Source organism: Mucilaginibacter sp. R-33, assembly GCF_049949235.1.
Taxonomy (GTDB): domain Bacteria; phylum Bacteroidota; class Bacteroidia; order Sphingobacteriales; family Sphingobacteriaceae; genus Mucilaginibacter.
Map to the genome: position 1 here is coordinate 6179079 of NZ_CP188089.1, position 26117 is coordinate 6205195.

Here is a 26117-nt window from a genome sequence, read left to right on the forward strand (position 1 = left end):
ATATTTTTACATTTTTTCATTAAGGCAACTCTGTCAAAATCATATTGATCGGCTGCGTAATTCAAATCTCTTTTAAAATTTTAGAACTTAACAATGCCTTATGAATGAGCAGCATGCTGATATAGCTCCAGAAGATGGTATTGAACAGGAACTCAAAACTGATGCCGCGCCACATGATCTGAAACAGGCCTGAAAATATAAGTGCTGTGCCTAATATATATCCCCCAAAAAGTTTTTCGGCTTTAACAGCTATTAGCTGTGCGAGGGCGCCATAAGCGAAAAGGAAAATAAAGATCCCCCAATCACCTCCTGAAAGATACGCATCAACGATGTAGGCGGGTTTGGCTGATACGGTAGAGTTACGGTTAACCACCCCGGCATCATAAACGCGCTGCATGATCATGGCTTCGGTAATTGGTTTGGAAGGCCAGAAGACCCGTGGCACCAAAGCAATAGCCGATTGTTTAACAATATCCAATCCATAAAAATCCACATTTTTAGGTGTCGACTGCACAAAGCGGGTGAACATATCGATCTCGCTTAGGCGGTATACCAAAAAATCCCAGTTAGTTTCGTCAACATCGCTGTTATCACTATTTAATGCTGCGTCAAGGGCCAGTTGTGAAGCTTCGTCGCTATCGGCATCTCCATTCCATGCATTGGCCCGGAAAATATGGTTATATGTTGGTAAAACCGTAAATAATAAAACGATGATAGGTACAAAAGTAATGGTTACTAATTTTTTATAGGTAGGATATAAGAAAATCCCTAAAACCAGTATGCTGATAATAATAGGTTCTTTAAACCCTGATGTAAGCGCCTGGTAAAAGTTAAAGGCATATAATAACAGGCAGATAAGCGTATTAGCCCCTTTTTTTAGTGGTATGGCAAAGGCCAGTGCTAATGTACCTGCAATAAAGCTCAATGAGCTAAACTGGTAATAAAATTGGGAAAGACCAGGTATCTTAAGAAATAACAACGAAAGCGGGAAACTGATAATTGCCGATGTCATGAGCAGATTCGCCAGCCTTTCGGTTTCGATATGGTATTTTTTAGTTACCGGATAATTCATGAAAATAAGTATGCCCATCACAAATGAAGCATGCCCAAGGCAATAATAGCGCTGGCATTGGGCAATTAAGCCAAGGGCATCTTTATCATTTAACGTATGAATAAACACTTGCTTGAAATTTTCATAGCCGAGGGTATTCATAAAATAAAAGATGGACGTGCTGCACATATACCCCGCAAAAATTATCTGGATAATAAATAAGGGTCTCATCAACTGTTCGGCCATGGGGCGGTCGTTGGGGATCGGACGTACCCAACCGGTAAGTGTGATCAGGAATATAAAAAATGAGCCTCCCCATGCAATAAAATAGGATAACACATTATCACTTTTACATGCCAATGCCAGCAGCCATGGTATAAACAACACAATATACCGTTCTATCGATTTGCTGTTTTGCATTTATTAACTAATGTTGTGTTTTTTATAAATTGGCCTTAGTTTTTAGTCAGTTATCAATAAATGGAGAAAGAAACCTCACTCATGACTTCCGACATGATACTATTAACTTAACACCAATTGTTCTATTGCTTCAACCTGTTTGACAAAGCTCCACTCCTCAATTATCTGTTTGGAATGTTGCCCCATTGTAAATAAAGCGGTTTTATTATGTAGAAGCAATGTTTTTAATTTGCTTTTAAGATCGGTATTATCACCGGCATTAAAGATCAAACCGTTTTTTTTGTCTTTTACCAGATCGGTGCCCGCGCCCACTTTGCTTGATATCAATATGGCCTTGCTACAGACCATAGCTTCGTTTACGGCCAGCCCCCAGGTTTCACCGGGGCCTTTTGAAGGGAGGCAAAAAATGTCACATGCCTGATAAACCACTGGCATATAAAGCTGGTTTTGGAAATCAATAAAGTGGATGTTTTTATGCCGGCTTGCTTTATTTTTCAGTTCTATCTCCAAAATACCATTTCCTGCAAACAGCAGGTGGGTGCCTGGCTGGTTTACGTCAATAAAAACATTAAGCAGTAATAGCGGATCTTTTTTACTTTCAAATTTGCCTGCAAAAAGCAGTAGCTTTTCATCATTAGCTATTCCTAACTGTTTGCGCAACGCTTGGGCCTCATCTGTCCTGTTGATAGCGAAGCGACTGTTATCTACCGCATGAGGCGCAAAAAACAACTGCGTTTCTTTTAAACCACATTTTTTAAAATAAGCCTTATTGTTTGATCCGGTATACAGCGCATAATCAATACGGCGGTAGATCCGCTTTAAGAACATGCTTCGCAATACGGATTTGATACCACCTGTATCATCAAGTAAAGTTGAATCGCCCCGGAAAATAACAGGTACCCTGCCTTTAAAATATTTGAGGATTTTGCGATGGCTTTTGTAAAACCAGCCGTACACCATAATGACGTCGGGTTGCCAGCTATTTATTTGACTGATAAGATCAGGATTGTCGATCCCTTTTGAATGATGCGAGCCGGGATCGGCCGAAATGTTTTTTACCCACTCATAAGGATAACCCTCAAGAAGCGGAAGATTCCAAGTGATAGTTTTACCAAAGCCTGGATCAAATTTTTGCGCACCGCCCTCGCCCCAGGTATAAAATACCATGACGTTTATTTTTTGCCGTTCATACAGCAACTTAAATACCGGTGCGTAATACTGTATGGGATGAGTGATAACTATGGCTAAATTTTTCATTCAGATGGCCTCGCCCATTATATTAACACTTTTTGCATTTTTAAGGCGATAGTTTATCAATTCAATGTCTCTGCAGTAAATAGTATTATATGCTCCGAAAGTATCCAACCCGGTTAAAACGCGTTTGAAAGGATCATAGGCGACGGCCTTAAAACCTTTTGACAGTAATAACTTGTGAATATCATGATCGCTAAAACCGTACCGGCCGCCGCTACCGTTAAGCTCAATGATAATGGCCTTCAGCAGGGGCGAATCAAGGGTAGATCCCATGCCTTTAAGCACTTCGGTCTCAAACCCTTCCACGTCTATCTTGATAAGAGCGGGTTTGTATGTTTCCAATAATGAATCAATAGTGATTATAGGTACGATAATAGTGTTTTTGCCTTTCTCATATTTAGTAATAACATGGTTCCCGGTATCTTCATCGGCCGAAAACCTGATTTCGCCAGTTGTTGCACCGGCGCCGGCATTAATAAGCGTTACCTTGTTCTGCAAATAATTAAGTCCGATATTGCTATTTAAAATATCAAAAGTTGCTTTAACAGGTTCAAGTGTAACACTATTGGCTTTGGCTATACCGGAAGCCAGCAGCGTATATGAACCTACATTCGCGCCAATGTCAAAAAAGGTATCGTCCGGCGTTAAAAAATGAAGCAGAAAGGCCATGTCATTAAATTCATGTAAACCGGTGTATATATTACCGGTAATACCGCTCATGCCCTTTGTTGCATAAAACTTAACATCACCAACAAAAGGTTTTATAATGAACTTCGACCTTGAAAGCCTTGACTGTACCTGCCACCAGGCAAACCGCCATAAGGCTTTTGCCGGATGCTTTTTTCCCAACGGGTGTTTTAAAATAAAGCCGACAGTTCGTTTAATGGCGTGCATAAAGAATTTTATCAAATAACCGGCACTGCGCCAGTGTCATTTCATGTGCCGAATATTTTTTCACGGTTTCAGCATTATATTCAACAGCCTGGAAATTACCCTTAATTAATTGCTCAAAAAATATAAATAGGTTTTCGGAGGTAACGTCATCATAGTTATAAACGTGTTCTACACCGTACTGCTGCATGATGGGTATAGCAGAGCTTGCGGCATTAAATACGGCCAAAACGGGCTTTTCTGTGAGCAGGTAGGGGAATATTTTTGATGCTGTGTATTTAGGATCATCTGACCCAGGTATAAAAAGCGCATTAGCCTGCTGCAGTGTGAACAAAGTTTGATAGTAACTGATGCGGTCGGCAATTTCAACAATATGTTCTTCCACATTATATTGTTTTGCCAGAGGAAGTATAGTAGTGATCCCCTGCCCGGCAGGGGCATAACTGGTACCGATGAAGTAGAGTTTGATTTTATCAAACTGCTTTTTATTTGTATTCAAGCCGGTTCGTAATGCCTCGAACACCGGGCTAATGGCGTTGTGAAGGTCCTTCCCGCCGCGGCCGATATATACCACATTGATAAAGCCGTCGTCAAGCAACGCTGCAAAAAGCTTTTGGTTAGTTTTAGCTATTTGCAGGTCGGGTTCAAATGCTCCGAAGGTTATAGTAGCGGCCGGAAGCTTTTGAATTACGGGATAGCGAGATTGGAGTTCATCAATGTAACCGGCAGATACGCTGATCAACCCCGCTGCATTTTTTATGGCGATGGGCTCCAGGTATTTATTTAAACGGTAGGCAAACCAATATTTTGGTGGCTGCTCACTTTTAGGTTTTTTGATATAATAATCGGAATGCCAGGGATCCTGCATGTCAATGACGTAGGGGATTCCGAAGCGTTTTTCCCAGTAGGCCCCCAGTATACAAACCGGGAACTGCGTGGTTGAAAAATAAATGAGATCGAATTTATTGTGTTTAACCAGGCGGTTAACTGTTTTGCGGTAATACCATAACGAGCGGATGGCAATACTGCCCAATCCAATTTTTGAAGTGAGTGCCTTGCTGAGCGCTTTTACTTTGTGAACTTTAATGCCCGGAGGGAGAGTTTGCAACAGCAATTCGTCTTTTGCCAGGTCGACATACTGGTCATCAATGGTCACCACTTCGGCATCCCAGCCGCAGGCTGCAAAGTATGGGAGGCTCATCCTCACACGCTGCATATCCGCTGCATTTACCGGTGGGAAGTATGGTGAAATAATGAGCAGCTTTTTATTCAATTGTTATACTTTTTGAACAAGACTTAAAAAGGTACGGCTTTCGGTTTCCCAGTTTAATGCTGTTTGGCCAAGATGGTAATTTTGTAAGCGGGTCTGATATAAAGCATTCGGGTTTTGAAGATAAAAGCTGATGCAATCCGTTAGCGATTGCAGGTTATTTTTTTTGTATAATTTTCCGGTATCCGGGTACTGTTCCATAAACAGCGTTTGCGCCTGCGTATCGCTCACAATCATTGCCAGACCGCATTGTATATAGGTAAAGATCTTATTGGTAAGGCAGATGTCCCTGTTTAAAGGAATGCCTGTTTCAGTAGCTATGCCAATATCAAACTGGTTCGCGAAATCGAAAATCTCGCCTGCACCAATAGGCTCATGAAACCAAAGCTGATCTGCATTTAATTTAAATTCTTTGGCGAGGTTCAACAATGCAGATCTGTAAGTTTCATTGCTACTGCCTAACAAGTGTAACCGAACATGCCCATTGGTAGCAGCCATGACTTTAATTACATCTTCCAATCCTCGTTTGGGGCCTACCGTTTGCGAAAACCAAAACAGTTTTAATGGTTCGTGAGCCCTATAATTAGGGCTGATTTGCAGCGCTGTTTTAGGAAACACGTTGTTTATTACAACAGGTTTTAGATAGCGGTATTCGCGTTGATAAAATTCTGCAATGAGCGGGCTGGCGGCAGTAAAATAATCAACATGGGGAAAGTATTTTTCTTCAATGTATTTATTGAGCTTGTACCCTTCATTATGAGTTGATGCAAACTGTCCCGAATGCAAATCTTCCGCATCGTAGCCAACTTTTACGTTGTAATGTTTTGCTGCCTGTATGGCTGCGGGCAAGGCGCCGAGGTTATGGGCGATATAAAGATCTGTTTTTATTTTTTTAGCTATAGACAATGCTTCGGTATGTGTGCGGCTGATAGCGTTCTCAGGTATATCGAAATGCCGGGTATATTTAAACAGCAGCGTACTTAACTTTTGGCGAATGCGGGTTTTAAGGTAAGTTGCTTTTTGTATCACCGGATCACCACCGCAATAAATGTACATACCGGGATATTTGCCCGTTAAAGCTTCATCGGCTTTTTGGGCCCATTGCTGGTAAAAACAGCAGATCACTTTAACACTATAACCAAGCTTGTGCAAAGTTTCGGCTTCCTTCACGAGGCGAGGGTTAGTAGTTGGCTGGCCGGTAGTTATAAAAGTAACGTTCTTCAATCTTTGTCCCGTGCCAGTTGGTATAATTCTTCGTATTGTTTGGCCAGTACACCGGCACTAAATTTTTGTTCCGCTACCTTCCGGCAGATGGCCCTGCTGATTGAGTCAATGCTGTTAATCGCCGTTATCATGTCGGCTTCTGTGGCGCATACAAAGCCATTTGACCCGTCAATGACTATCTCAGGTATGGCGCCGCGATTAAAACCGATAACGGGTGTACCGCAGGCCAGGGCTTCGGCCATTACAATACCAAAGGGCTCATCCCAGGTTACCGGCATCAGGAAAGCTTTTGAGTTACGGAGCAAGTGATTTTTCTGACTGTTATTAACCGGGCCTATGTATTTGATCTGCTTGCCATCAATATGGGGTTTTACCTGTTCATTAAAATATTGCTGGTGTATTGGCTCGTTGGGTACATTACCTGCTATCACCAGTTTTTGATTTGTTTGTTTTGCAGTGTGTATGGCAATAGCTGTCCCTTTTTCCTGTTGAATTCGGCCTAAAAAAGTAAGAGGGGCGTCATCGGCAACATTAGCGTTGAAATGATAATCGTTAATATCAACACCGTTATAAATAGTAGTTACATCAGCAAACGCATTGATTTGATTGGCTATGTAATTGCTACATGCCGTAAACCGCAACGAGCTTTTATGAGCGATGCTTACTGCTTTTTTTACCTGCGATACGGTAGGGGGCAACTGGTAAGATACGATTTTTGGAATACGGCTTAGCATCAACAAAGCAATATTGCTCATACGACCGAAGGTATGTACAATATCAAAATGCTGAAAAGCAATTTTTGACGTAAGCCGGTTAATTTTTACCAGATCTTTTACGCCATAATGAGCCGATTCACGGTAACCGATGAGTTTACAGCCCGGCTGCGAATGTTCATTGGCATACAGGGTAATATCGTGGCCTTTTTTTTTAAGCTCCTGGATCAGCATAAAAACAATGCGTTCGATGCCGCCGTATTGCTCGGGAGGCACAGGGATCAGCGGATTTACTATAACGGCTATTTTCAATTTCAATTTGTTGGGTACACCGACCTAACTGTAAGCTTAGGTGCCAAAAATGGCCTTCTTTATTTTTTTTAGCGATGACGGAATGGCGTGGTCGTTCAAGACTCTTTGCTGCCCGTTGATCCTTAGTTTATCCCTTTTTTCTTTATTGCCGAGCAGCTCTGTACCTTTTTGTACCAGTTCATCAACCGTGCGGTAAACGTTAATTTCGTTCTCGGTATCATAAAGCTGCTCAATGCCTTCGCAATATTCGGTAAGGTAGCAGGCGCCAAGCATGGGCGCTTCTATATCCCGCAAGCGTGAGTAGGTTAGTGGGTTATTATGTGTACGTTTAAACGTTGGTACCCGATTAATACCTAAAGTAACCATACTATGTTGAGTGATGTTGATGTACTCATCAAAATCCGGGCTCAGGAATATATGATCGTCGTTAACCGGGATAAACGGAAGTTTATTTAATTGCTGAAGACCTTTAATTGCCAATGCGGAAACCCCCTGCTGTTTTACAAAGTTAACCTGGTTAATAAGTTTTTGATAAGCAGAACCAGGAACAAATACCGGAGCTGCACTCTGTGCTAACCATCCGGCTCCACGAACGCTTACCGGCAAACCTTTTTGAATGGCCTGGCCTAACAGGTTTTCCCGCAGGATGTCTTTTGAACCGATAAATGATACCCCTGGTATTTCATGAAGCAGGGTACGACATCTTAATTGGGGTTCAACCCACATCGGCATCGGTAAGTTGATATGTTTGACCCTTGCCTTCCTGTACAGAGGTAAAGCCTCATACTCAGGCACCCAGATCAGATCAAAGATCCTGAACTTTGCCGGTACTGTTTTAAATTCCCGCACGCTATCGCAATAAAAATTAACACATGGAATGCCCATTTTCCTGATTTGTTCTATTGCTTTTGCAAGTATTTGTTTGGGATACAGGTAGCTTAAAAAAATGTCTATATTTTGCCGGTTGACTTTGATATAATTGATTGTTGCCTGCCAGCTCCGTTCCTGCCAGTTTTGCAAAGCAACCGAACCTTCCTCATAAACCAGTCCTTCGGCCCAGTCAACCTCCGGTACTTCAATATAGCTCATCCCTGCCTCAGCAATACCGTTTTTAATGTAATGCTGCCAAAAACGGTAGGAGGGCACGGGGTGGGGCTTGCTTACTTGATCCTGTAAAAATGAAAGAAGTATGCGCATGGAAAAACTATCGGCCAAGTAAGGCTTTAAATTTTTGTGTTAATTTCCAGCCGATAATCCGGTTTAGCATTTTTGTGTAACCGCCTGCCGGATATTTAGCTGCTGAACCGCCTAACTCATCAATACGTTGTTGGGCTTTGTTTATAATATCGGGATAATGAGGATAATACGCATAAACAAAGTTTTGCAGGCAATCGGCAACGGCAGTTCTTACTCTTGGGCTATTTTCATGCTTAAGCATGTATGTTGTACCTTCATAAATAGAAGTAAAGGCCGACTCAATTCCTGGCCTGGAAGTTAACGCAGACAACGAATTGCTTATACCGCTCCGGTAATGCAACACGGCGTTTTGAGCAAAGCGAATCTCACTTGCTTGTAACAACACGCGTGTAATAAATTCAAAATCATTTACAAGGCTTAACCGTTCGTCCCATAAACCCGATTTTTCAAGCACGGCCCTTGGAATTAGCCACAGAGCGCATTGCATCATGGCTTGTTTGCCATCCATGGACGATACCAGCCAGTCAATGGGTTTACAATCCCCCCTAATGAGATCTTCATTTACTTTAAAGGTGCTAACGTCATTGTGATAAAAACGGCCCCAGGCAGCTGAAGCTACTACATCATCATTATCTCCAATCCGTTTAACCTGTTCTGCAATATAACCGGGCGAGATAACATCATCAGCATCCATAAACTTAATAAGCCTGCCTTTTGAAAGGCTGAAGGCTTTATTCGCAGCCGCGCATTGCCCGTTGTTTTCCTGGTGGTAAATGCCGATGCGGGGATTTGTAAGTTGCTTGAGTACAAAGGATGTATCATCTGTAGAACCATCGTTAACAATAATAAGCTCCCAATTAGTGTAGGTTTGTTCGGCTATAGACCGAACGGCTTCGGCAATATATTTGCCCGCGTTATATGCCGGCATGCAAACAGAAACTAAAGGATTGCTTTTTTCCACTCTGAAGTAAAATAGGGCAGTTTGGCTTTGAAAATATAATGGCGAACTACATCGGGCCTGTCAAGGTTGGGCTTGTCGTCGTAAAAGATGCAGTATAATTTTTCATCAAGTGCCACGGCGGTTTGATGATACAACACATAACTCATGAGTGTTTGTTCAACTTGTGCCGGGCCTGCATTAGGATAATGCAACAGCAACAGTTTGGCTTTTTCTTCAAGATCGGCATAGTCAACCTTGTTATTGTCATAAGCAACAATGCCGCCGTTTACTTTTTTAATACAGTTAATACCATATTTATCACGCAACACATCCTCGCTGTCTACAAAATAGGAGTCTGCCAGCTGCTCTTTCATGTAAACCGCCGTTTTGTGTTGATAGGCCTCCATGATTTGAACAGGTTTGCCGAAAAAAATCATATCGCTATCCATGTGGATTGTCCATGAGGGTGAAGTATGAATATCAATCAACCGGCGAAAAAACGGATGCCAGTTACGCAAATGCCGTAACGTTGGAAATGTGTGTTGTGGTAAAACAAGGTTGAGATGTTGTAACACCTGTTGCTCTGATATGGTTTCAATACCTGGCAATACATGGTTGATAAAACCGATATGCCCGTCGGTAAGTGTTCCGTCTGAATATAACCTGATCCCTATCTCGCCATCCGAAAAGCGAGCAAGTGTGTAAGCACAAAAAATGGTTTGGTGCCAGTAGTTTGCCCCTGTGAGGAAACTTACGTTCAGGATTTTGTGTTTTGACAGATTAAGCGGCGGTAACTTTAAGGCAGCTTTTTTCATTTGCTTCTCGCGCCGATGCATATTCAGCCAGCCCTTTAGCCCAAAATGACTGATATGATACCTTATCGAAAAGGTTGGTTTAAAAAAATACTTGTATGCTATTTTACCTAATGACACGGGCTATAAAAAATGTTTCCAGGCTTGTTTAAGATAACCTTCTTTTGAAAGGTCTACATAGTGATGAAGGATGCCTGTTTTGTTTTTTATCTGATCCGGGCCGGGGTTAACAATATAATCTCCGGCTTTTAAAACAGCAGCATCAGTGTCGGCTATCATCATGGCCGATAACGCCTGCTCTAAATAGTAAGAAGTTCCTTCCTGCTCCTCCAGTGCTTTAACCCAGTTTTCCAGCTTGTTCCAGTCAACAGCCTCGCTTTTTAAACCGATAGCCCCTACATTAAGCAAGGGTTTTACAGGTGCACCGGTCAGTTGATCCATCAATTGCTGCGAATATCCATAAGCTTCTGTACAATCAATCATGTGCAAAGGTTGTTGCGGGGCGTAAAGCCAGGTAATTATGTCCTTGGGTTCGTGCCAAAAAAGCATGTCCGAATCCAGTACCAGTTTCCAGTCATCGCCTGGAATGGTGTGCACATCGGTTAGTTTTTTAATGTGAGGATATACTGCCCTTTTTTTATGCAGGTACGGATAACGTGCTTGGGGCAACGTGTTTTGCAGGTTTTCGCTGATTTGCTCCACTGTAATTACCTGTGCGCCGGGCAGCTGTTTTGCTACCCTTTCCATCAGTGCAGCATTAAAACTGCCGTCATCAACCAATATGAATTTAAATTGCGCAGCAGATGACTTAATTAACGATTGGATGCAGTAAAGCGTTTGGTACAGGTAGTTTTTACCTGTTAAAAAGTAAATTGGCAACCCATTGGTATGTGAAACTACGGGGGGCAACTCAACCGAACGCTGTTCCATCTCCCTACGCCCGTTCATTATGTTTCGGTAATTGAAATAGCCACCAAAACGCCTGAATTTTTGTAATTGTGAACGCGGATTGCGGTATAAAAAATTAATGACTTGTTGTAACAAGGAAAGCTATAAATTAAACAACGAGTCGCGCCAGAATAAATGTCGGACGTTTGCAGTATAGTGCCGGCCCACGATGCCTTTTTTTTTCATAGGTTTAATCTGTTGGCTATCCTGGTGATCATTTTTTATAATCTCGGTTGTCCAGGGTATTCCAATTGATGAACTTGCTATATGAGCAAAAATAGTTTGTTCGGTAAAATAATGCACATAGTTACTTACGTGAAACAATAATTCCTCCAGCCGAAAGTCTTCGTAAATTCTGGGTCCATAAATAATTAATAAGCCCGAACTGAAGGTATAAGTATCATAGAGGTTATTATCATAGAAATTCAAAACGCGGTCATCATAAGTTGAGTGTCCCTCCTGGCTTCCGCCGCAAACAAACCCGTTATGTTGGGGAATATATTTTTTAAAATCCTCGTAAAAAAGTATGTCACTGTCTATCCATATTACAGGTTGGATCTCGGCCTGGTGAAGTATCACAGCCAATTTTTTGCCAAGCACATGGCTCTCGGCATAGTTTAAAAGATTGATCCTGTTTTTGTCCTGATGATATACCGCGCTTTGTTGCCAGTGGTTAACAATAAGCTCACCCGGCCAAAACTTGAATTTACTTTTGATTTCTTCCGGAGATAGTGATCCGTCGGATGCGATGATCAATTTAGGAATCTCTTCCCAATATTTTGCAATAGAATATACGGCTAGGCGCGTCATATCTATAATGCTTTTGCCGGTCATCATAAGTACAGTATAAGCCGATGATGCTTTGGGCTGCCCTACAGCAAGCGGCTTATATTTAAGTAAGCTCCTATAAAGTAATGGTAAGCGATAAGCCAGTGAGTTGCTTATTTTATTGATCACGGTTGTTCTTTATAAGCCCGTCATACATACCGCAGGCGCCCTGCCATTTTATATATGTCGCAGCGTTTTTCCAGGCTTTATAGGTAAACCAGGCTTTAGCTTTTCTAAATGCGGCCCCTGATTTTGTTATCTGTTGCCAGGGGTTTATGTCATGGCTTTGCAGCAGCTGCACCCATGACTTATTGGTATTATTAAGCAGGCGGGCAAGATATGCTGTTTGCATGCGCTGAACTGGGATAATATGCTGTAACATCAGTTCCGGAAAGTAACCAACCTGCCAGCCGCTTTTAAGGACCTCGATCACCATATCATTATCACCGCTAGAACTTAAGGAGTTACCTGTGCGGTCGCTGATGTTACTTTTACCTGATGTTATTTTTTTAATATATGATGTAAGCGCTTCCCGCTTTATTGCCATTCCTGCACCAATGGGAGAACAGGCCGGGTATTGATTATTCCATATCGCGGTGAGCGTTTTATCGCCCAGGTTGCGCAGGGCCAGGCTTCCGTAAAATTCGTTCAACCATTCGGGCGGAGTGGTTTCAAACAAGGGTACAGATTTTCCGCCTATAGCCCCCATTTTAGAGTTTTTTTCGAATATGTGCAAAGCCTTTTCAAGATAACCGGCCTCAAGGATATTATCATCATCAACCATTATAATGATATCACCTGTTGATTCATTAAAGCCCTTAAGTCGTGCATAGGTGAGGCCCTGTTTTGTTTCCCTTAAAACTTCAGCAGCGGGATGCCAGCTTAAGTTAAGTTGCTGCTCAAATTTGTTTGATGAATTATTATCGATGATAATTAATTCCCATTCGCCAGTAGGCAACGATTGGCTTTTTAAGGCTGAAAGTGTTTGCCCCAGTTTTACCGTATCCGGATTATGAGTAGGGATGATTACACTTAACTTAGTCATTATATAAGATATCGGCAGGCAAAGGTTCGTTAATTAAAGCAAGTTGTTCTATTACAGCCGCCTCAACTGTGCCGGGCAAAATCATTTGCATGCACTTTTTATCGTAATGACAGGTATTATGTAACCAGCATGGTGAGCATTCAACTGCAGAATATACGTTTTTAAAACTGATATACCCCGATTGGTCTGGCCTTTCGCGCCCACCATATATGATTACCGACCGGCAGTCGACTGAGCGCGCCAAATGCATCATAAATCCTACGTGCGATACCAAAAGAGCAGCATTACTTAATATGGCTGCTGTTTGCCGGATAGTAGTTTTCCCGCGCAGGTCGATAACGGTTTTCAGCGGCGCATCTGTTTGAGAGCCTAACTGGATGAATTTGTGGGTTTGACAAAGCAAATCAACAACCTGTTGATATTTTTTAACGTCCCATTCTTTGTTACCCATTGGGTACAATGCTGCTGAGCTGGATGTTGTTACTACGATATGGTTTTTTGCCCATTTCGCTGCTTCCCGTTCATTATCCGTTAAAACTAAAACAGGCTTAAGGCTTATTTGCCCTTTGAGCTGTAAATCATCAGCCATTTTTAAAACGATATGCTTTTGGGGTATTTCGTCGCCGTCGGTTTCGGGATGATAAACTGTGTATTTTGGAAAAACAGTTTTTACGTTGAAGGCTTTAAGAAGCAAACCGGATAGTAATGCCCCAAAAGGTAAAATAAGTTTGATATCCGGATTATGCTCAAAGAGTTGTTGTTGGTTACTTTTTACCCAGATATTTTTATGTCTGCGCCCGTAGAGCTCCCGGCTTAATACAGTGAGCAGTAGATTATCGCCCAGCGATTCGCCAAAAGCAATGATATAGGATGGTATACCGTATTTATAAAAGTAAAACAGCGTTGATTTTATAGTTTTAATTCGGTTTATTATCATCTCACTTTTTCAGGCTCCAGTATATCATCCTTAAAAAAGTTTTAACCCTGAATGAGATACTGAGTCCGTTTAAGCCGGTTATGTAGTATAAAATGTTGAGCCAGGCAAAAGTTATGCTTTGTTTTTCCTTCGCCAGCCACAGGCAGCAGTAAATTGATTGCTGCAGGCATGTAGCTTTATCATTGATTTTGCCGAGGGCCTTATAGGTTGACAGAAACTTATAATGATAACTGAAAAAACGATAATCATAAGTTGATGAGCTTAAACCAGTCTCGCCAAAACGCGCGATATCCAGATCGATGTATTTGGTTTTAAATGCGGGGTTACAAAATACTTTCAACGTTAAATGGTAGTCAGCAGCCACCTTAAACTTTATGTTGTATTTACCGGTGTAATTAAATATCCCGGGGTTATAAAAAATGCCCTGGTGATGGATGCCGCGTGATAATACCTTATTAATAGTATCATCCGCATATTTTGTTTTTGATGTAGCACCTGTTACATTACCATATACAAGATCGGCAGGTTCATTTTGGATAGCCTGATAAACCTGACCCAACACTGTGGAACTGCTGAAAGTGTCATCGCCACCCATAAAGTAAAACCATTGACCGCTCGCCATATAAATTCCTTTGTTCATGGCATCATAAATGCCCCTGTCGGGTTCAGAAATGAACTGGACATTAACCTCACCTGTTTTTTTAAAATTGTTGACAATATACTGTGTATTATCATTTGAGCCGCCATCAACCAAAACCAGCTCGTAGCTTTTGAAAAATTGGCTTGTGATGCTATCAAGAGCTTGCTGTAAAGTGCTTTCACAGTTATACAGCGGCATAATGATGGAAAAGAATGGCTTCAATTAAGGTTTGCTGTTAACACCTTGTTGGCTTCATTTACCCAGGTATCCAAGCCCTGGGGGTTCCAGTGCGAATCGCTGCGATAGAATAGATTGCGTTTGTCGGCTTTGAAAGCTTTATATAATGGTATTACAGGAAGATCAGTTTTTTGTTCAACTCTTTCCAACAAGTGATTGTAGGGCATTCGTTTATCATCATAAACAGATACCGCATTGGGGATCACTGAAAGAAAAACTTTTTTAAAGCCAATAGCCCGATAATAATCACGTGCAATATCCAGGTTGCGGACTATAGAATCTAAGGCATGCTCAGTCTTATATCTAAAGGCCGATTGTATATTATTGGTGTCGACGGTGGTATAAAAAAGTAGCCTTTTTTTATCAGAGCTTATGACTACCTCATTTGCTATACGATCAAAAAGCGTATAATTTAATGATGCTTTTGCCTCTTTAAACGGGGTTGTCAGTTTGTTATCAAAAAGCATGAGCTCGAGGTTACGGCTTAAGTCTTTATGAAAGATGATTCTGCCTAACCGAGCAAAGATAGATTCGGGGACAAACGGGATACCTCCGGGAAGCGGCGCATTACTGAAGTTTACACCGTTTTTAATATTGTCGGTTGTCCAGCGGTTTTCAAAGGTTTTATTAATATCATAGTTGTTAAGGTTACGCTCGGCAAACTCCATCACCATGTAGTTTTTTTTAGTACTATCCAGTTTAATCGGGCCGAAAGAGAACCGACGATCGAGGAAAACCACGTTATCAAATGCATCAAAAGCGCCGGAAAGTATTTTATCAGCCAAAAAGCTATCTCCTATTATGTATAATACCCTATTGGTGTTTTGCCTGCCGGGTTTGTGGCCGTATTGTTTAAACGGTTCGAGTTCAAGTTTGTACTGTGGCAGATAGCAAACACCATACAAGTCACCGTAGCGCCACCTATCTGAATGTACCAATGCGGCTTTGTACAAAGCGTTTTCCTGTATCATTTGTGGATTCAGGTGATCAAAATATTTTTCAAATTTTATTTTATTTATGAACGCCTGGTTCATGGAACTAAGCAGCAACACAACACTAATAAACAAAATGAACAAACCGGTAACTTTACGCATCAAAACTGGAAATAAATAAATTGGGCTTCGTTAAAGATTCCTAAAAAGTAGCAGACAAATACTAAACCACATATGAGTAATAGCTTGCTGGTGTTTGAATAATCTTTCGCCTTTCGCAAATAACGTTCGCCTAAAAGCAGGGTAATGATAATAAAAGTACAATACCAAAGCTCATGGACAGACATCAGATTACTTGCTGAATAGGTAAAACCATTGCCCCTGAATATTTTATTTAAGATATAAAAAGCATCGGTTACCGTACCGGCCCTGAAAAATACCCAGGCAAGGCAAATCAGGTTAAAGGTGAAAAGCCATTTCAGGAAGGTAAAGCCTTTGATGCCGATATTGTACTTGTTGAACAACTGGTAAACAACGAGCAGTAAACCATGAATCAGGCCCCAAACAAGATATTTCCAGTTGGCGCCATGCCACAGGCCGCTTATCATAAATACAATAAGCAGGTTAATGCAGGTTACCCGGAAATTAATCTTGCTGCCTCCCAACGGGATATACAAATAATCACGAAACCAGGTGGAAAGTGAGATATGCCAGCGTTTCCAAAAATCAGAAACATTGGAGGCAAGATAGGGAAAGTTAAAATTCTGCATTAGCTCGATACCCAAAACGAGAGCCGTGCCAATGGCGATATCCGAATACCCGCTAAAGTCGCAATAAATCTGGAATGCAAAAAAATAGGTAGCTACGAGCAGTTCAAGTGCCGAATGACCATGCGGATTGTTGAAAACAGGGTCGACGTAAAGGCCCAGTCTATCGGCAATCACCACTTTTTTAAACAGGCCCATCGCCATAAAAAATAAACCAGTTATCAAGTTACTGCTTCGGAAATTGTTCACCCTGTTTAACTGAGGCAAAATATGCTGGGGCCGTTCAATTGGGCCTGCTACCATTTGCGGGTAAAACATTACATACAAGGCATAAAGGCCAAAGTGACGCTCGGCGGGTTGATTGCCCCGGTAAACCTCAATGGTATAACTCATAGCTTGGAATGTATGGAACGATAAGCCAATGGGCAATATAAAATCAAGCAATGGTAATTGCGGGCCATGGAATGTGTCAGATAGCAAATTCAGGTTCGCGGCCAAAAAGTTGAAATATTTATAAAAAGCCAGTACACCAATATTCGTGACCAGGCTTAAAATGAGATAAAACCTGCGGGTTTTGCCTGTGGCTTTTTCTATCAGGATGCCGGCACAATAGTCAACAATAATGGTGAAAAGAATGATGAGGATGTATACCGGCTTAAAGTACATGTAAAAATAGCTGCTTGCGGCTAAAAGCCACAACCATCTTAATTTATGCGGCAGCAGATAATATGTAATGGTTACAATTACAAAAAATACAAGGAACAACAGGGAGTTAAAAAGCATTTAAAAAAAGCAGATATATAATTTAGTTTGCAATAATTTTGACGTCAGCACCTGATTTAGCTGCATTATTAAGAATTGATATCGCCTTATTACTGATGATTATAGGATCGACATTATTGATATTCAGGTTGGAGCCGCACTTGTACAAATCGTTCAGTAACGCATAATTATCTTTATTGTTAAACTCTTCAGAAGGATAAAACGTGTGTATATTGTTTGCTATGCTTAAGGGATAGGGAACAAAACGACCGAAATGGTTGCCATTGGAGATACAAATTGCGGTAGTTTGTGTACATGCAGCAATATGTATAGCACTGGTATCATTTGAAATTAGTAAATCTGCATTGTTAATCAGTTCAATTAATTCAACAAGGTTAGTTTTACCGGTTTTATCTTCAATTTTTTCTTTGTTTTTTGATTGTGATATTATTTCAGTAGCCAGGCATGAATCTGCAGATGAGCCCGCAATTGTAACAGTAATTTTAAATGTTGAATTTGCCATTATGGAATCAATTGCTGTTGCAAATAAATTTGTTCCCCATCGTCTATACTCCTGGCCCGCACCGGGAAATATTACCAATTGCAAAGCCCCTTTTTCGATTAGCTTACTTTTGGTTGGCAAATTTAAGGAGGTGTCAATTCTTTGACCTGTAAGGGTTTCAATAAATTTGCGATTTCTCAGGTATTCAAAATAATCAGTTCCGGGCACATCTATAATACTGTCATAAAATTTATAAGAGCGTTTTAATTCTTCGAATGATTCCATATTAGTATAATCGCCGCTGCTGCAAATCTTTTGTTTGGCTCCAAGTTGGGATATAAACTCGTCAGTGTGAAAAACCCTTGAATGAACCGGATTGATTAAGATATCAAATGCTTTTTTTTTAATGGCAAATGATAACCTTATTTTTTCATTTATATCATAAATTAATGAGGGCGTTATCCAGATAAATTCATCAATAACGTCTTTATCATATGCCTCGGCTATATCTTTAAATCCTATATTTCCAAGGAGGGTCAATTTATAGCCGTTAAATTGGGGTGCGTGTTTGATACATCTTATATAGTTTCTGAAAAGAATGTAATCGCCAAGAGCATCAAGTCTTACAATTAAAATCCGGTTACTTTTAAAAGGAAGGGACGTTTGGTTAAAGAAATGGAATAAGATCCTCCGGATCTTGTTTATACTTCTTTTTAGCAACATCATGAATAATATCCAAATACCTTATATAATTTGATCCTAATCCTGTTTAAAAAAATAATTTTCTTCCATTCATAAACAGTGCCGTGAGCATCTGCCGCCCATATTTTCTGATGATCGGCCTCCCATTGCGCCTTCATTTTTGGTGAATGAGTTTTGGCCTGGTCATGCACGTTGGCAACGGAAAGCGGCTCTTTGATCAATGCCCTGCTGTGTCCTTTTACCAGCCTGAGCCATAATTCAAAATCAAGGGAGCAATGGAGCTCCTCCCAAACGGGTTCATGAATGGAGGCACTCCAAAAAGTGGAGGGCTGCACAAGGCTCGGAATCTTGATAAAATAATCAATAAAAGGCAACACCCGCGTTGTGGTTGTTTTGCCGGATACCACATTGTAGTCGTTCCCGTAACCGTATATAAAATCTGCATTGGTGCTCATAAATTTATTTAACACCTTATGGAAAACGCCTTTAAGATAGTAATCATCACTATTAATCCAGGCGTGGTACCGGCCCGATGAAAGACTGAACCCCTGATTAATGGCATTGCTTTGGCCATTATCTTTTTCGCTTTGATAATAGCTAAGCCATGGGGCATACTTTTCAATAATCTGTTTGGATTGATCGGTGCTGCCGCCGTCGATGATGATATACTCCAGGTTGGGATAGTTTTGCAGAAGCACAGCTCTGATGGTTTGCTCCAGAAAACAGGCCTGGTTATATGACGGGGTTACGATGGTAAGCTTAGGCCAGCTTATTTTATTATCATAAACCGTTTGTGCAACCTGCTCGTCCCAGGGCCATCCGGTTTTGCCGGACGGAGGTAGGGGTAACTGGTGCAATAATCCGTTTTCGGTACCGGCTACTATGGGCAGGGGCAATTGAACGCCTTTATTGATAAAGTTTGAACGGTATGACTGAAGATCGGGAAGGTTCATGTTTTGGTCAGCCAATTATCTGTAGAAATGTTCGGCCAAATTTTTTAACGCTTTCATGATAAGTGTTGTTTTCAAAGAGCAGGGGAGAGGTTTGATGTTCACTGAACTGCTGAAGCAGTTGCGCTAACTGGTTAACATTATATGGATCAAAAAAGTGTGCCGAACTGCTAACCAACTGCTCCCTGTGGATCTCAATATCCGAAACCAGTAAAAATTTATTCATTAGCTTAGCATCCTCCACAACAGTGCTCCAGCCTTCAAACAATGATGGCTGTATAATGGCGATGGCATTATTCATCAATTGAAGCTGATCACGCCGGTCGATAAAACCCAGGAATTTAATGTTGTTACCGATGTTATTGTCTTCAACAAACGCTTTCATCTCTGTAAAATAATGTGGGTTTCGGTAGTCGGTGGTATTACCGGTAAAAGCTACAGTAATTTCAATGCCTTTCGCCTTTAGTTCTTTAACTGCTTTTAAAACTACCAGCTGATTTTTATGTTTCCAGAACTGGTTAGGGCAGATAAAATAACGTGCGGACAACTGATATTTTTCAAGCAGTAATTTGATGTTAATATCCTGATACGGAGGATGCGCTACTGCGAAAGGCAGAACGTTTACGTTAACCGTATGCTGAGGGAAAATGGATTTGAAATGTCCGAGCGCAGTATTGCTGCTCACAATTAAATGCCCGGCCGAGGCTTGAATTTCCTGCTGGTTTTGCAGGCGCGAGGCAATATCGTCTTTACTGAAAAATTCAGGGGCAAAATGTTCCTGGAAATCAGCTACCCAATATATTTTCTTTTTAGCAGCCGATTGTTGCTCACTTTTATAATAAGGAAAAACAGCATCAAGGGCTTTAATTTTCTGGCTAAACAGACGGATTTTAAACAGCCGGTTTGTTATCCTGTTTAGTAATTGGAAACCTTTGTTTGCTTCACCCGAACCAAGCTGAAAGCTGATATAAGGATAGTTGAATTTTTGCTGCGCAGCCCTGAAGCTTTCGTAACTATCAGTAAGTAAAACAATATGCGGCTTTTCCTCATCATTAAGGGCGTTTAACGCATTCACCAGGTTTTCGATGTAGTAAGTGCCGCCGATCCAGTTTTCGTTATAGGTGTAGCTTAGTCCTATTCTTTTCCTTTTAGCCATTTACAATAGGTATTAATACCATCGTCAAAATTTACTTTTTGTTGGTAGCCCAGGCTAATTAGGCGGCTGTTATCGGCTTGCCAGTATAGCGGATCGCCAACGCGGTTGGTGCCTGTAAATGACAAACCGCCGCTAAAGCCTATATATCTCAAGAAAGTTTCGGCTGCTGTTGTTATAGTGATGGTATTATTATTAGCAATGTTTGTAATGCTGAACCCGGGCTTGTCGGCATTGATAAACAGGTTCGTGGCATTTACAATATCGGTAACATGAATAAATTCGCGTGTTTCGTTACCGGTACCGAACAATGTGATATTTGTTTGAGTCTGCGATTTTTTGTAAAGATCCCAAAACAGCTGCTTTTTCAAACCGGCTCCATATGCCGAAAACACACGGAAGATATGAACATTTAAGCTAAAATGATCGTGATATAGCTGGCAGAGCTCTTCGGCTTGTCTTTTATGTACACCATAAGGTGAAAGCGGATTAAGCGTATGGGACTCTGTAATAGGTAGCATTTGCGGATTGCCGTAAACTGCCGCGCTCGACAACTGGATGAGCTTGCAATTGCCATTACCTTCTTTTATGGCATTGAGGATGCTCACGACGTGATGAACGTTTAGCAGATAATCGCGCTCAGGGTTATTGAATGATTCGGGCACTGACGCAGCCCCTGCACAGTTAATACACCAATTGAACTGTTGCTTATGAAATACCTTCTTAAAATCGGCGTTGATAGCATCAATTAAAAAGTAGTTGGGATCGTCATATTCTACCACCACATCAGCGCCATAAACTTCATAGCCTGGCTGATTTTTAAAATAGTTGTAACAGGCCGAACCGATAAATCCTTTGGAGCCTATGACAAGTATTTTCATTGCTGTGGTAATGCTTTTATGAATTGTGCCGGGTTGCCGGCAACCATGGTAAATGGTTCAACGTCCTTGGTAACTACCGAGCCTGCTGCAACAATAGCGCCTTTGCCAATGGTAACGCCTTTTAAAATACAGCAATTATAACTTATCCAAACATGATCATGAATGTAAACAGGCTTAATCTTTACATTGCCAATTTTGGCAGGGTGGCCATATTGAGTCAATTTTTTAAATGATGCTGCACGCTCCCCGTTATCAATTTCATGGCTATCGGTATCCATAATAGTTACATTATGTGATATAAGTACATTGTCACCGATGATAAGTTCATCGCCAGCACGGATAATAGTATTTTTGCCAATGTAACAATCACTGCCTATTTGTAACTTGCGAGCATAAGGATAAACAAATAGCTCAGCGCGGCAATGGGTATTGTTGCCGATGATAAGTTTACTTTTATCATTAGTAAGATTTGAAATTTCGGCTTCATGGTAAAACAGACCGCCATTATTAGTTATGGAAGCATTGATGTGTTTGAGCTTTTTATCCTGTTTAACCTGCTCAATATAATGCGGCATATTGGTTAAATTAATAAGCCGTACCAGTAAATTTTTTATTATCCCTTTCATTAGCGGTTCAATAATATCTTTTTTAACCTTAACCCAATTCTTTTTATAACAGATGGGCGCGGAACAGGAGCAAAGTAATTAAGCAGATTAGCATAATATGTCATATTGATGGAGACTTGCTGCACAACCGGTATTGGCGATAAATAAAGCTCCTGGTTTAAATTTTCGTTTCCAACATGGGTACCGCTGTTATCAAAGCCTATATTCTTTATCAGTGAACGGGTAGGGAAAAGGCCCAAGGCGTTATTAATAAAAGCTGTATAATACCACCTTATATCCCATGTGTTCATATTTTTTAACATGTGGGAATAGTCGACACCTGCAAAATTGAAACGATTGGTTAAAAAGGGGTTGCCGGCTATGATATTGATCTGTTCTGGGTTTATCTCCAGCTTGCTCCATCTATCGGCCCAGGTTGCCCATCCCCATGAGCTTGTAGCGAGGGGGCATAAAAAAGTATCGGGTTCAGTATAGGAATCAATATTGTGCATGAACCCGTTAATGGAGAACACCCGTTTATCATCAGCGTAAACTTCGAGTGCTTCATTACAGTACTTTAAAAAATATGGAGAAGTGATAAGGTCATCCTCCAGTATAATTGCCCTGCCATATTTGCTGATAATTTCAGTAATGCCATCAATAACATTATCCTCCAGGTTCATGTTTTTTTCGCGGGCAATCAGTTGCACTTTTTTGCACCATTGCTTTTCGCCGATCACCGCCCGGGTTTCGGTTACTTTCTGCAGTTCACCGGGAGTTGCCTTGGGTTTGGCGCCATCCGCAAATACAAACAGATCTGATTGTTTGGCATGTTCATTTTTGGCAAGGGCTTCCAATGTATTGCGCGTATGTAAAGGCCTGTTGTAAATAAATAATATAATAGGGGCCAACTTAGCGCTCATTTAGTCAGGATACAGGCTGATAAGTTTTATTTGGGTTTGAAGCTGCAGTTTGCACCAGCATTGCTTTAAGTTTTTTGTGATGTGCAAGCACCTTAAACATGTTTTGCCTTAGCGAGTTAAAGATACCAAGCCTTGATTGCAAAGCCAGCTGCTGGTTTAAATCAACCGGTTTTCCCGACAGTTTTTGATAAAATAATCTTAATCGTTGTTTGCTTAATGATAATCCTAACCTGAACATCCATTTTGTGAATACGATTTGCAAATTGCGTTGGTCATTGCTCAAAATTGTAAAATAACTGTTGAGTAAAAACTCTGAATAGCCAAGCCAATACGAAAGGTTGGTAATATAACTTATAGTTTGTCTTTTAAGGGGTGCAAAATGTTTAAACTTCAGATCATCATTTGCAATTACTTTGTATCCGCTTAAATATATTGCCAGGCAAATTTCAACATCTTCGCCGCAAATTAAACTGGTACCAGTGCGGCCCGAAGTAATTTGTTGCCAGCCATTGTCAAACAGGTTAACAATAACAGCCTTTTTATAAATTGATCCTGCACCGTAAACCCAATGCTGACTTTCAACCCATGTTTGAGGGCCATGTACAAAGTATCCGGTTAGATTATTCAGCTCGGTATTAAAAGGCTGCTCGGGTTCAAAAATAGCATAACCTCCAAGCGCACCTATTTTATTATCAGCCTGCATAATTGAATAGGCTGTTGCAATATAATCGGCAGAAAGCCAGTTGTCATCGTCACAAGTTAAAATGTAATCATATTCGGCATTGGCCATCCCGGTTTTGAAGGCAAAGTTTTTCCCTGGCTTTTCCTCGTTTAAAACCTTAAAACCTGTATTGCTGATATTATATTGCTGCCATTCGGTATTAGCAACCTTAAGCGTGTCATCTGTTGAGGCGTTGTTGATTACAATGATTTCCCAATTAAGATCATGTGGAACTGCCTGTAATGCGAGATGACGGAGTGTTTCGGGCAGGCGACCGGCACCGTTATAACAACATACTAAAACTGAAATTCCAGAATTTTCCTGTTTATTCACCGGGTTTCATTAATGATCGTAGCAATGAGGCTTCGTACGTATTCAATAAAAATGAAGCTTTCATAAGCTGGTTATTAACTACAATTTGTTTGTCAACAGCCGCAGCATCTTCATGAATAAGCGTGATAAAATTAATGGCCGAGTTAAGATCAGGGCAAACATTACAATAAGGATACAGCTCATTTTTCAGGCGATTATCGGCATTGCAGAATATGGTTTTAAACCCAAGATTAATACTATCAACTGATGAATACCCCATGAAACTACCTACTGTAAAATTGAAAAAATACCCATTTTTAATATCATCGGGCAAATTTGCCATAGGGATAGATTTCCTGGTGAAGTCAATTTTATTAGCAACACCAAGCAGTTCGGCCATGCGCGTGATATTCTGGTATATAGATACATTATCGATAACACCGATAAAAGTTATCATGAAATCTTCAATGTTGCTTTGTTTGAGTTTATGGGCAACATAAACCAGGTCAAGAAATGAATTTTTATCGCCGGCAATGCGGGCAACCAAATTAATCCTAATCATTGGTGAACAATTTTGAAAGAACCATTTTTGCTTTTATCGCTTCACCGTATTGCTGGTAAAGTTCAGTTTCCTGGTATTTATTGATATTAACAATGGTATCACTGCTGTTGCTGAAGATACCCTGGCTGTAGGTGTATTCCATGTTAAAGTATTGAATGCTGTTGTTTACATTCCAAAAAAAGCGATTGGGGTGAATGATAGTATCATAAACCTTCTCCACATTGTACAAACCAATGGTATGCACACTCTTAAAATATTTCTGCGCAAAATACTTAAGTTTGATAACCCACCAAACTGAACGTATCATTTTACGTGGCGCCCTCAAATGTTTGATATGCCTGATACGGGTGTGTACCACTTCAATATCTTTATTTTTTAATATTTCGTCGTAATACTCATAATCGTAATTATCAAGGATGAGCACTATTGGCTGCATATTGTTTTTTTTAGCAAATACAGCCAGTTCAACCAGTAATTTTTCGGCACCGCCTATGCTTAGCTTATTGCCAACTATTAAAACCTTATTCATAAAACCGGCGGATGATTTTGCATGTATACTCAATTTCCTCGTCGTCCATACCCGGATTCAGCGGAAGGCTCAGGCAGGTTTTTGCCAATCCCTCAGCTATCGGGAAGTCACCTTTTTGGTAACCGAGGTACTCATACGCTTTTTGTAAATGGGCAGGTACAGGATAATGGATCCCGGTGCCTATTCCATTGTTGTTTAAATGTTGCTCCAGCTCATTTCGTTTTGCAGTACGGATTACATATAAATGGTATACATGTGATGATCCTGAGGCGGTGGCTGGTAAGATAAGGCCGTCGATTCCGTTAAGTTGACGGGTATAGGCAGAAGCTATGGTCTGCCGTTCAGTTGCCCATCCATTCAGATATTTCAACTTTACCGAAAGAAAAGCAGCCTGCAGTTCATCAAGCCTTGAGTTTACACCGATAACCTCATTGTAATATTTTCTTTCGGAGCCATAATTACGCAGCAGGTTTGCTTTTTGTGCGAGGCCGGTATCGTTGGTGGTTAAAGCCCCTGCATCGCCATACGCGCCCAGGTTTTTTGTTGGATAAAAACTGGTAGCGTTAATGTGGCCGAAGCTGCCGGTAAGCTTGTTGTTGTATGTGCTGCCCTGCGCCTGTGCGTTATCTTCTATCACAAAAAGATTATGCTTATGGGCTATCTGCATAATAGCCTCCATTTGGCAGGCTTGCCCGTAAAGGTGTACGGGTATGATCACTTTTGTTTTTGGGGTGATGACTGCCTCAATCAAACGCGGGTCTAAATTATAAGTATCCTTATCGGGCTCAACCGGTACAATGGTAGCCCTTACCTGCGATATGGCGAGCCAGGTGGCTATAAAGGTATTTGAAGGTACGATGACTTCATCGCCTTCACCAACTTCAAGCACCCGTAGCGCAATGCACAGGGCATCAAGTCCGTTGCCTACCCCAATGCAGTGTTGTACGTTATTGAAGGCAGCGTAAGCATTTTCGAAATCGCTTACTTCTTTACCAAGTATGTACCATTTATTTTGAAAAACACGCTCAAACGCCGCGCGAATCTCTGCTTCAACTAAATTATTCTGACTGGTTAAAGATAAAAACGGAATATTCATC

General features: G+C 41.0%; 26 protein-coding genes. All 26 read right to left on the bottom strand.

What is annotated here, in order from left to right:
* Positions 1–61: 61 nt before the first annotated feature.
* The 26 genes from ACP26M_RS25745 to ACP26M_RS25870 all read right to left on the bottom strand — a co-directional run bounded on the left by ACP26M_RS25745 (position 62) and on the right by ACP26M_RS25870 (position 26116).
* On the bottom strand, positions 62–1471 hold the full coding sequence (locus ACP26M_RS25745) for an exosortase Y-associated Wzy-like protein (protein ID WP_426584489.1): 1410 nt from the start codon (positions 1469–1471) through the stop codon (positions 62–64).
* 102 nt (positions 1472–1573) lie between these two features.
* Positions 1574–2728: a glycosyltransferase family 4 protein gene (locus ACP26M_RS25750; RefSeq protein ID WP_426584491.1), complete on the bottom strand. Its 1155-nt coding sequence runs from the start codon at positions 2726–2728 to the stop codon at positions 1574–1576.
* Positions 2729–3619, bottom strand: a complete 891-nt coding sequence (locus ACP26M_RS25755) for an FkbM family methyltransferase (protein WP_426584493.1) — start codon at positions 3617–3619, stop codon at positions 2729–2731.
* Positions 3606–4889 carry a glycosyltransferase gene (locus ACP26M_RS25760; protein WP_426584495.1) on the bottom strand — a complete coding sequence of 428 codons (1284 nt, stop codon included), beginning with the start codon at positions 4887–4889 and terminating at the stop codon, positions 3606–3608. Before ACP26M_RS25760 ends, ACP26M_RS25755 begins: the two co-directional genes overlap by 14 nt.
* A gap of 3 nt (positions 4890–4892) precedes the next feature.
* Entirely contained in the window at positions 4893–6110 is a 1218-nt protein-coding gene (locus tag ACP26M_RS25765; RefSeq protein ID WP_426584497.1) for a hypothetical protein, read from the bottom strand.
* Positions 6107–7135: a glycosyltransferase family 4 protein gene (locus tag ACP26M_RS25770; RefSeq protein ID WP_426584499.1), complete on the bottom strand. Its 1029-nt coding sequence runs from the start codon at positions 7133–7135 to the stop codon at positions 6107–6109. Before ACP26M_RS25770 ends, ACP26M_RS25765 begins: the two co-directional genes overlap by 4 nt.
* 36 nt (positions 7136–7171) lie before the next feature.
* Positions 7172–8332: a glycosyltransferase family protein gene (locus ACP26M_RS25775; RefSeq protein ID WP_426584501.1), complete on the bottom strand. Its 1161-nt coding sequence runs from the start codon at positions 8330–8332 to the stop codon at positions 7172–7174.
* A 7-nt stretch (positions 8333–8339) separates the two neighbouring features.
* A complete protein-coding gene (locus ACP26M_RS25780) occupies positions 8340–9260 on the bottom strand; it encodes a glycosyltransferase family 2 protein (protein ID WP_426584503.1) in 921 nt (306 codons plus the stop codon).
* Positions 9261–9271: 11 nt separating this feature from the next.
* The gene (locus ACP26M_RS25785; RefSeq protein ID WP_426584505.1) at positions 9272–10087 is read right to left on the bottom strand and encodes a hypothetical protein; all 816 of its coding nucleotides are present in this window, start codon (positions 10085–10087) and stop codon (positions 9272–9274) included.
* A 120-nt stretch (positions 10088–10207) separates the two neighbouring features.
* The gene (locus ACP26M_RS25790) at positions 10208–11032 is read right to left on the bottom strand and encodes a hypothetical protein (RefSeq protein WP_426584507.1); all 825 of its coding nucleotides are present in this window, start codon (positions 11030–11032) and stop codon (positions 10208–10210) included.
* Between the two features lie 102 nt (positions 11033–11134).
* Positions 11135–11989 carry a hypothetical protein gene (locus tag ACP26M_RS25795; RefSeq protein WP_426584509.1) on the bottom strand — a complete coding sequence of 285 codons (855 nt, stop codon included), beginning with the start codon at positions 11987–11989 and terminating at the stop codon, positions 11135–11137.
* Positions 11979–12905 (bottom strand): glycosyltransferase, encoded by a 927-nt coding sequence (locus tag ACP26M_RS25800; protein WP_426584511.1) that lies wholly within the window; start codon positions 12903–12905, stop codon positions 11979–11981. Before ACP26M_RS25800 ends, ACP26M_RS25795 begins: the two co-directional genes overlap by 11 nt.
* Entirely contained in the window at positions 12898–13842 is a 945-nt protein-coding gene (locus tag ACP26M_RS25805) for a glycosyltransferase family 9 protein (protein WP_426584513.1), read from the bottom strand. The genes ACP26M_RS25800 and ACP26M_RS25805 overlap by 8 nt, the downstream gene beginning before the upstream one ends.
* A gap of 1 nt (position 13843) precedes the next feature.
* Positions 13844–14680: a glycosyltransferase gene (locus tag ACP26M_RS25810; RefSeq protein WP_426584515.1), complete on the bottom strand. Its 837-nt coding sequence runs from the start codon at positions 14678–14680 to the stop codon at positions 13844–13846.
* Positions 14681–14700: 20 nt separating this feature from the next.
* Positions 14701–15813, bottom strand: a complete 1113-nt coding sequence (locus ACP26M_RS25815; protein WP_426584517.1) for a hypothetical protein — start codon at positions 15811–15813, stop codon at positions 14701–14703.
* A complete protein-coding gene (locus ACP26M_RS25820; protein WP_426584519.1) occupies positions 15813–17201 on the bottom strand; it encodes an MBOAT family O-acyltransferase in 1389 nt (462 codons plus the stop codon). The genes ACP26M_RS25815 and ACP26M_RS25820 overlap by 1 nt, the downstream gene beginning before the upstream one ends.
* A 22-nt stretch (positions 17202–17223) precedes the next feature.
* Entirely contained in the window at positions 17224–18222 is a 999-nt protein-coding gene (locus ACP26M_RS25825; protein WP_426584521.1) for a glycosyltransferase family 9 protein, read from the bottom strand.
* A gap of 182 nt (positions 18223–18404) precedes the next feature.
* Complete coding sequence (locus tag ACP26M_RS25830) at positions 18405–19352, bottom strand: glycosyltransferase family 2 protein (RefSeq protein WP_426584523.1); 948 nt, start codon at positions 19350–19352, stop codon at positions 18405–18407.
* Positions 19345–20490, bottom strand: a complete 1146-nt coding sequence (locus ACP26M_RS25835; RefSeq protein ID WP_426584525.1) for a glycosyltransferase — start codon at positions 20488–20490, stop codon at positions 19345–19347. Before ACP26M_RS25835 ends, ACP26M_RS25830 begins: the two co-directional genes overlap by 8 nt.
* Positions 20469–21368, bottom strand: a complete 900-nt coding sequence (locus ACP26M_RS25840; RefSeq protein WP_426584527.1) for an NAD-dependent epimerase/dehydratase family protein — start codon at positions 21366–21368, stop codon at positions 20469–20471. The genes ACP26M_RS25835 and ACP26M_RS25840 overlap by 22 nt, the downstream gene beginning before the upstream one ends.
* Entirely contained in the window at positions 21365–21994 is a 630-nt protein-coding gene (locus ACP26M_RS25845) for an acyltransferase (RefSeq protein ID WP_426584529.1), read from the bottom strand. Before ACP26M_RS25845 ends, ACP26M_RS25840 begins: the two co-directional genes overlap by 4 nt.
* Complete coding sequence (locus tag ACP26M_RS25850) at positions 21994–22896, bottom strand: sugar transferase (RefSeq protein ID WP_426584531.1); 903 nt, start codon at positions 22894–22896, stop codon at positions 21994–21996. The genes ACP26M_RS25845 and ACP26M_RS25850 overlap by 1 nt, the downstream gene beginning before the upstream one ends.
* Positions 22897–22900: 4 nt before the next feature.
* Positions 22901–23950 carry a glycosyltransferase family 2 protein gene (locus ACP26M_RS25855; RefSeq protein WP_426584533.1) on the bottom strand — a complete coding sequence of 350 codons (1050 nt, stop codon included), beginning with the start codon at positions 23948–23950 and terminating at the stop codon, positions 22901–22903.
* Positions 23943–24491: a hypothetical protein gene (locus tag ACP26M_RS25860; RefSeq protein ID WP_426584535.1), complete on the bottom strand. Its 549-nt coding sequence runs from the start codon at positions 24489–24491 to the stop codon at positions 23943–23945. Before ACP26M_RS25860 ends, ACP26M_RS25855 begins: the two co-directional genes overlap by 8 nt.
* On the bottom strand, positions 24484–25020 hold the full coding sequence (locus ACP26M_RS25865) for a hypothetical protein (protein ID WP_426584537.1): 537 nt from the start codon (positions 25018–25020) through the stop codon (positions 24484–24486). The genes ACP26M_RS25860 and ACP26M_RS25865 overlap by 8 nt, the downstream gene beginning before the upstream one ends.
* On the bottom strand, positions 25013–26116 hold the full coding sequence (locus tag ACP26M_RS25870; RefSeq protein WP_426584539.1) for a DegT/DnrJ/EryC1/StrS family aminotransferase: 1104 nt from the start codon (positions 26114–26116) through the stop codon (positions 25013–25015). Before ACP26M_RS25870 ends, ACP26M_RS25865 begins: the two co-directional genes overlap by 8 nt.
* Position 26117 lies beyond the last annotated feature (1 nt).

Bases quoted from the DNA above. Each gene is read 5' to 3' on its own strand.
- ACP26M_RS25780 (WP_426584503.1), bottom strand. From the start codon at position 9,260: ATGCCGGCATATAACGCGGGCAAATATATTGCCGAAGCCGTTCGGTCT.
- ACP26M_RS25820 (WP_426584519.1), bottom strand. From the start codon at position 17,201: ATGCTTTTTAACTCCCTGTTGTTCCTTGTATTTTTTGTAATTGTAACC.
- ACP26M_RS25790 (WP_426584507.1), bottom strand. From the start codon at position 11,032: ATGAACGGGCGTAGGGAGATGGAACAGCGTTCGGTTGAGTTGCCCCCC.
- ACP26M_RS25845 (WP_426584529.1), bottom strand. From the start codon at position 21,994: ATGAAAGGGATAATAAAAAATTTACTGGTACGGCTTATTAATTTAACC.
- ACP26M_RS25815 (WP_426584517.1), bottom strand. From the start codon at position 15,813: ATGCGTAAAGTTACCGGTTTGTTCATTTTGTTTATTAGTGTTGTGTTG.
- ACP26M_RS25860 (WP_426584535.1), bottom strand. From the start codon at position 24,491: ATGATTAGGATTAATTTGGTTGCCCGCATTGCCGGCGATAAAAATTCA.
- ACP26M_RS25870 (WP_426584539.1), bottom strand. From the start codon at position 26,116: ATGAATATTCCGTTTTTATCTTTAACCAGTCAGAATAATTTAGTTGAA.
- ACP26M_RS25750 (WP_426584491.1), bottom strand. From the start codon at position 2,728: ATGAAAAATTTAGCCATAGTTATCACTCATCCCATACAGTATTACGCA.
- ACP26M_RS25785 (WP_426584505.1), bottom strand. From the start codon at position 10,087: ATGAAAAAAGCTGCCTTAAAGTTACCGCCGCTTAATCTGTCAAAACAC.
- ACP26M_RS25800 (WP_426584511.1), bottom strand. From the start codon at position 12,905: ATGACTAAGTTAAGTGTAATCATCCCTACTCATAATCCGGATACGGTA.
- ACP26M_RS25775 (WP_426584501.1), bottom strand. From the start codon at position 8,332: ATGCGCATACTTCTTTCATTTTTACAGGATCAAGTAAGCAAGCCCCAC.
- ACP26M_RS25805 (WP_426584513.1), bottom strand. From the start codon at position 13,842: ATGATAATAAACCGAATTAAAACTATAAAATCAACGCTGTTTTACTTT.
- ACP26M_RS25865 (WP_426584537.1), bottom strand. From the start codon at position 25,020: ATGAATAAGGTTTTAATAGTTGGCAATAAGCTAAGCATAGGCGGTGCC.
- ACP26M_RS25755 (WP_426584493.1), bottom strand. From the start codon at position 3,619: ATGCACGCCATTAAACGAACTGTCGGCTTTATTTTAAAACACCCGTTG.
- ACP26M_RS25810 (WP_426584515.1), bottom strand. From the start codon at position 14,680: ATGCCGCTGTATAACTGTGAAAGCACTTTACAGCAAGCTCTTGATAGC.
- ACP26M_RS25745 (WP_426584489.1), bottom strand. From the start codon at position 1,471: ATGCAAAACAGCAAATCGATAGAACGGTATATTGTGTTGTTTATACCA.
- ACP26M_RS25835 (WP_426584525.1), bottom strand. From the start codon at position 20,490: ATGGCTAAAAGGAAAAGAATAGGACTAAGCTACACCTATAACGAAAAC.
- ACP26M_RS25840 (WP_426584527.1), bottom strand. From the start codon at position 21,368: ATGAAAATACTTGTCATAGGCTCCAAAGGATTTATCGGTTCGGCCTGT.
- ACP26M_RS25850 (WP_426584531.1), bottom strand. From the start codon at position 22,896: ATGAGCGCTAAGTTGGCCCCTATTATATTATTTATTTACAACAGGCCT.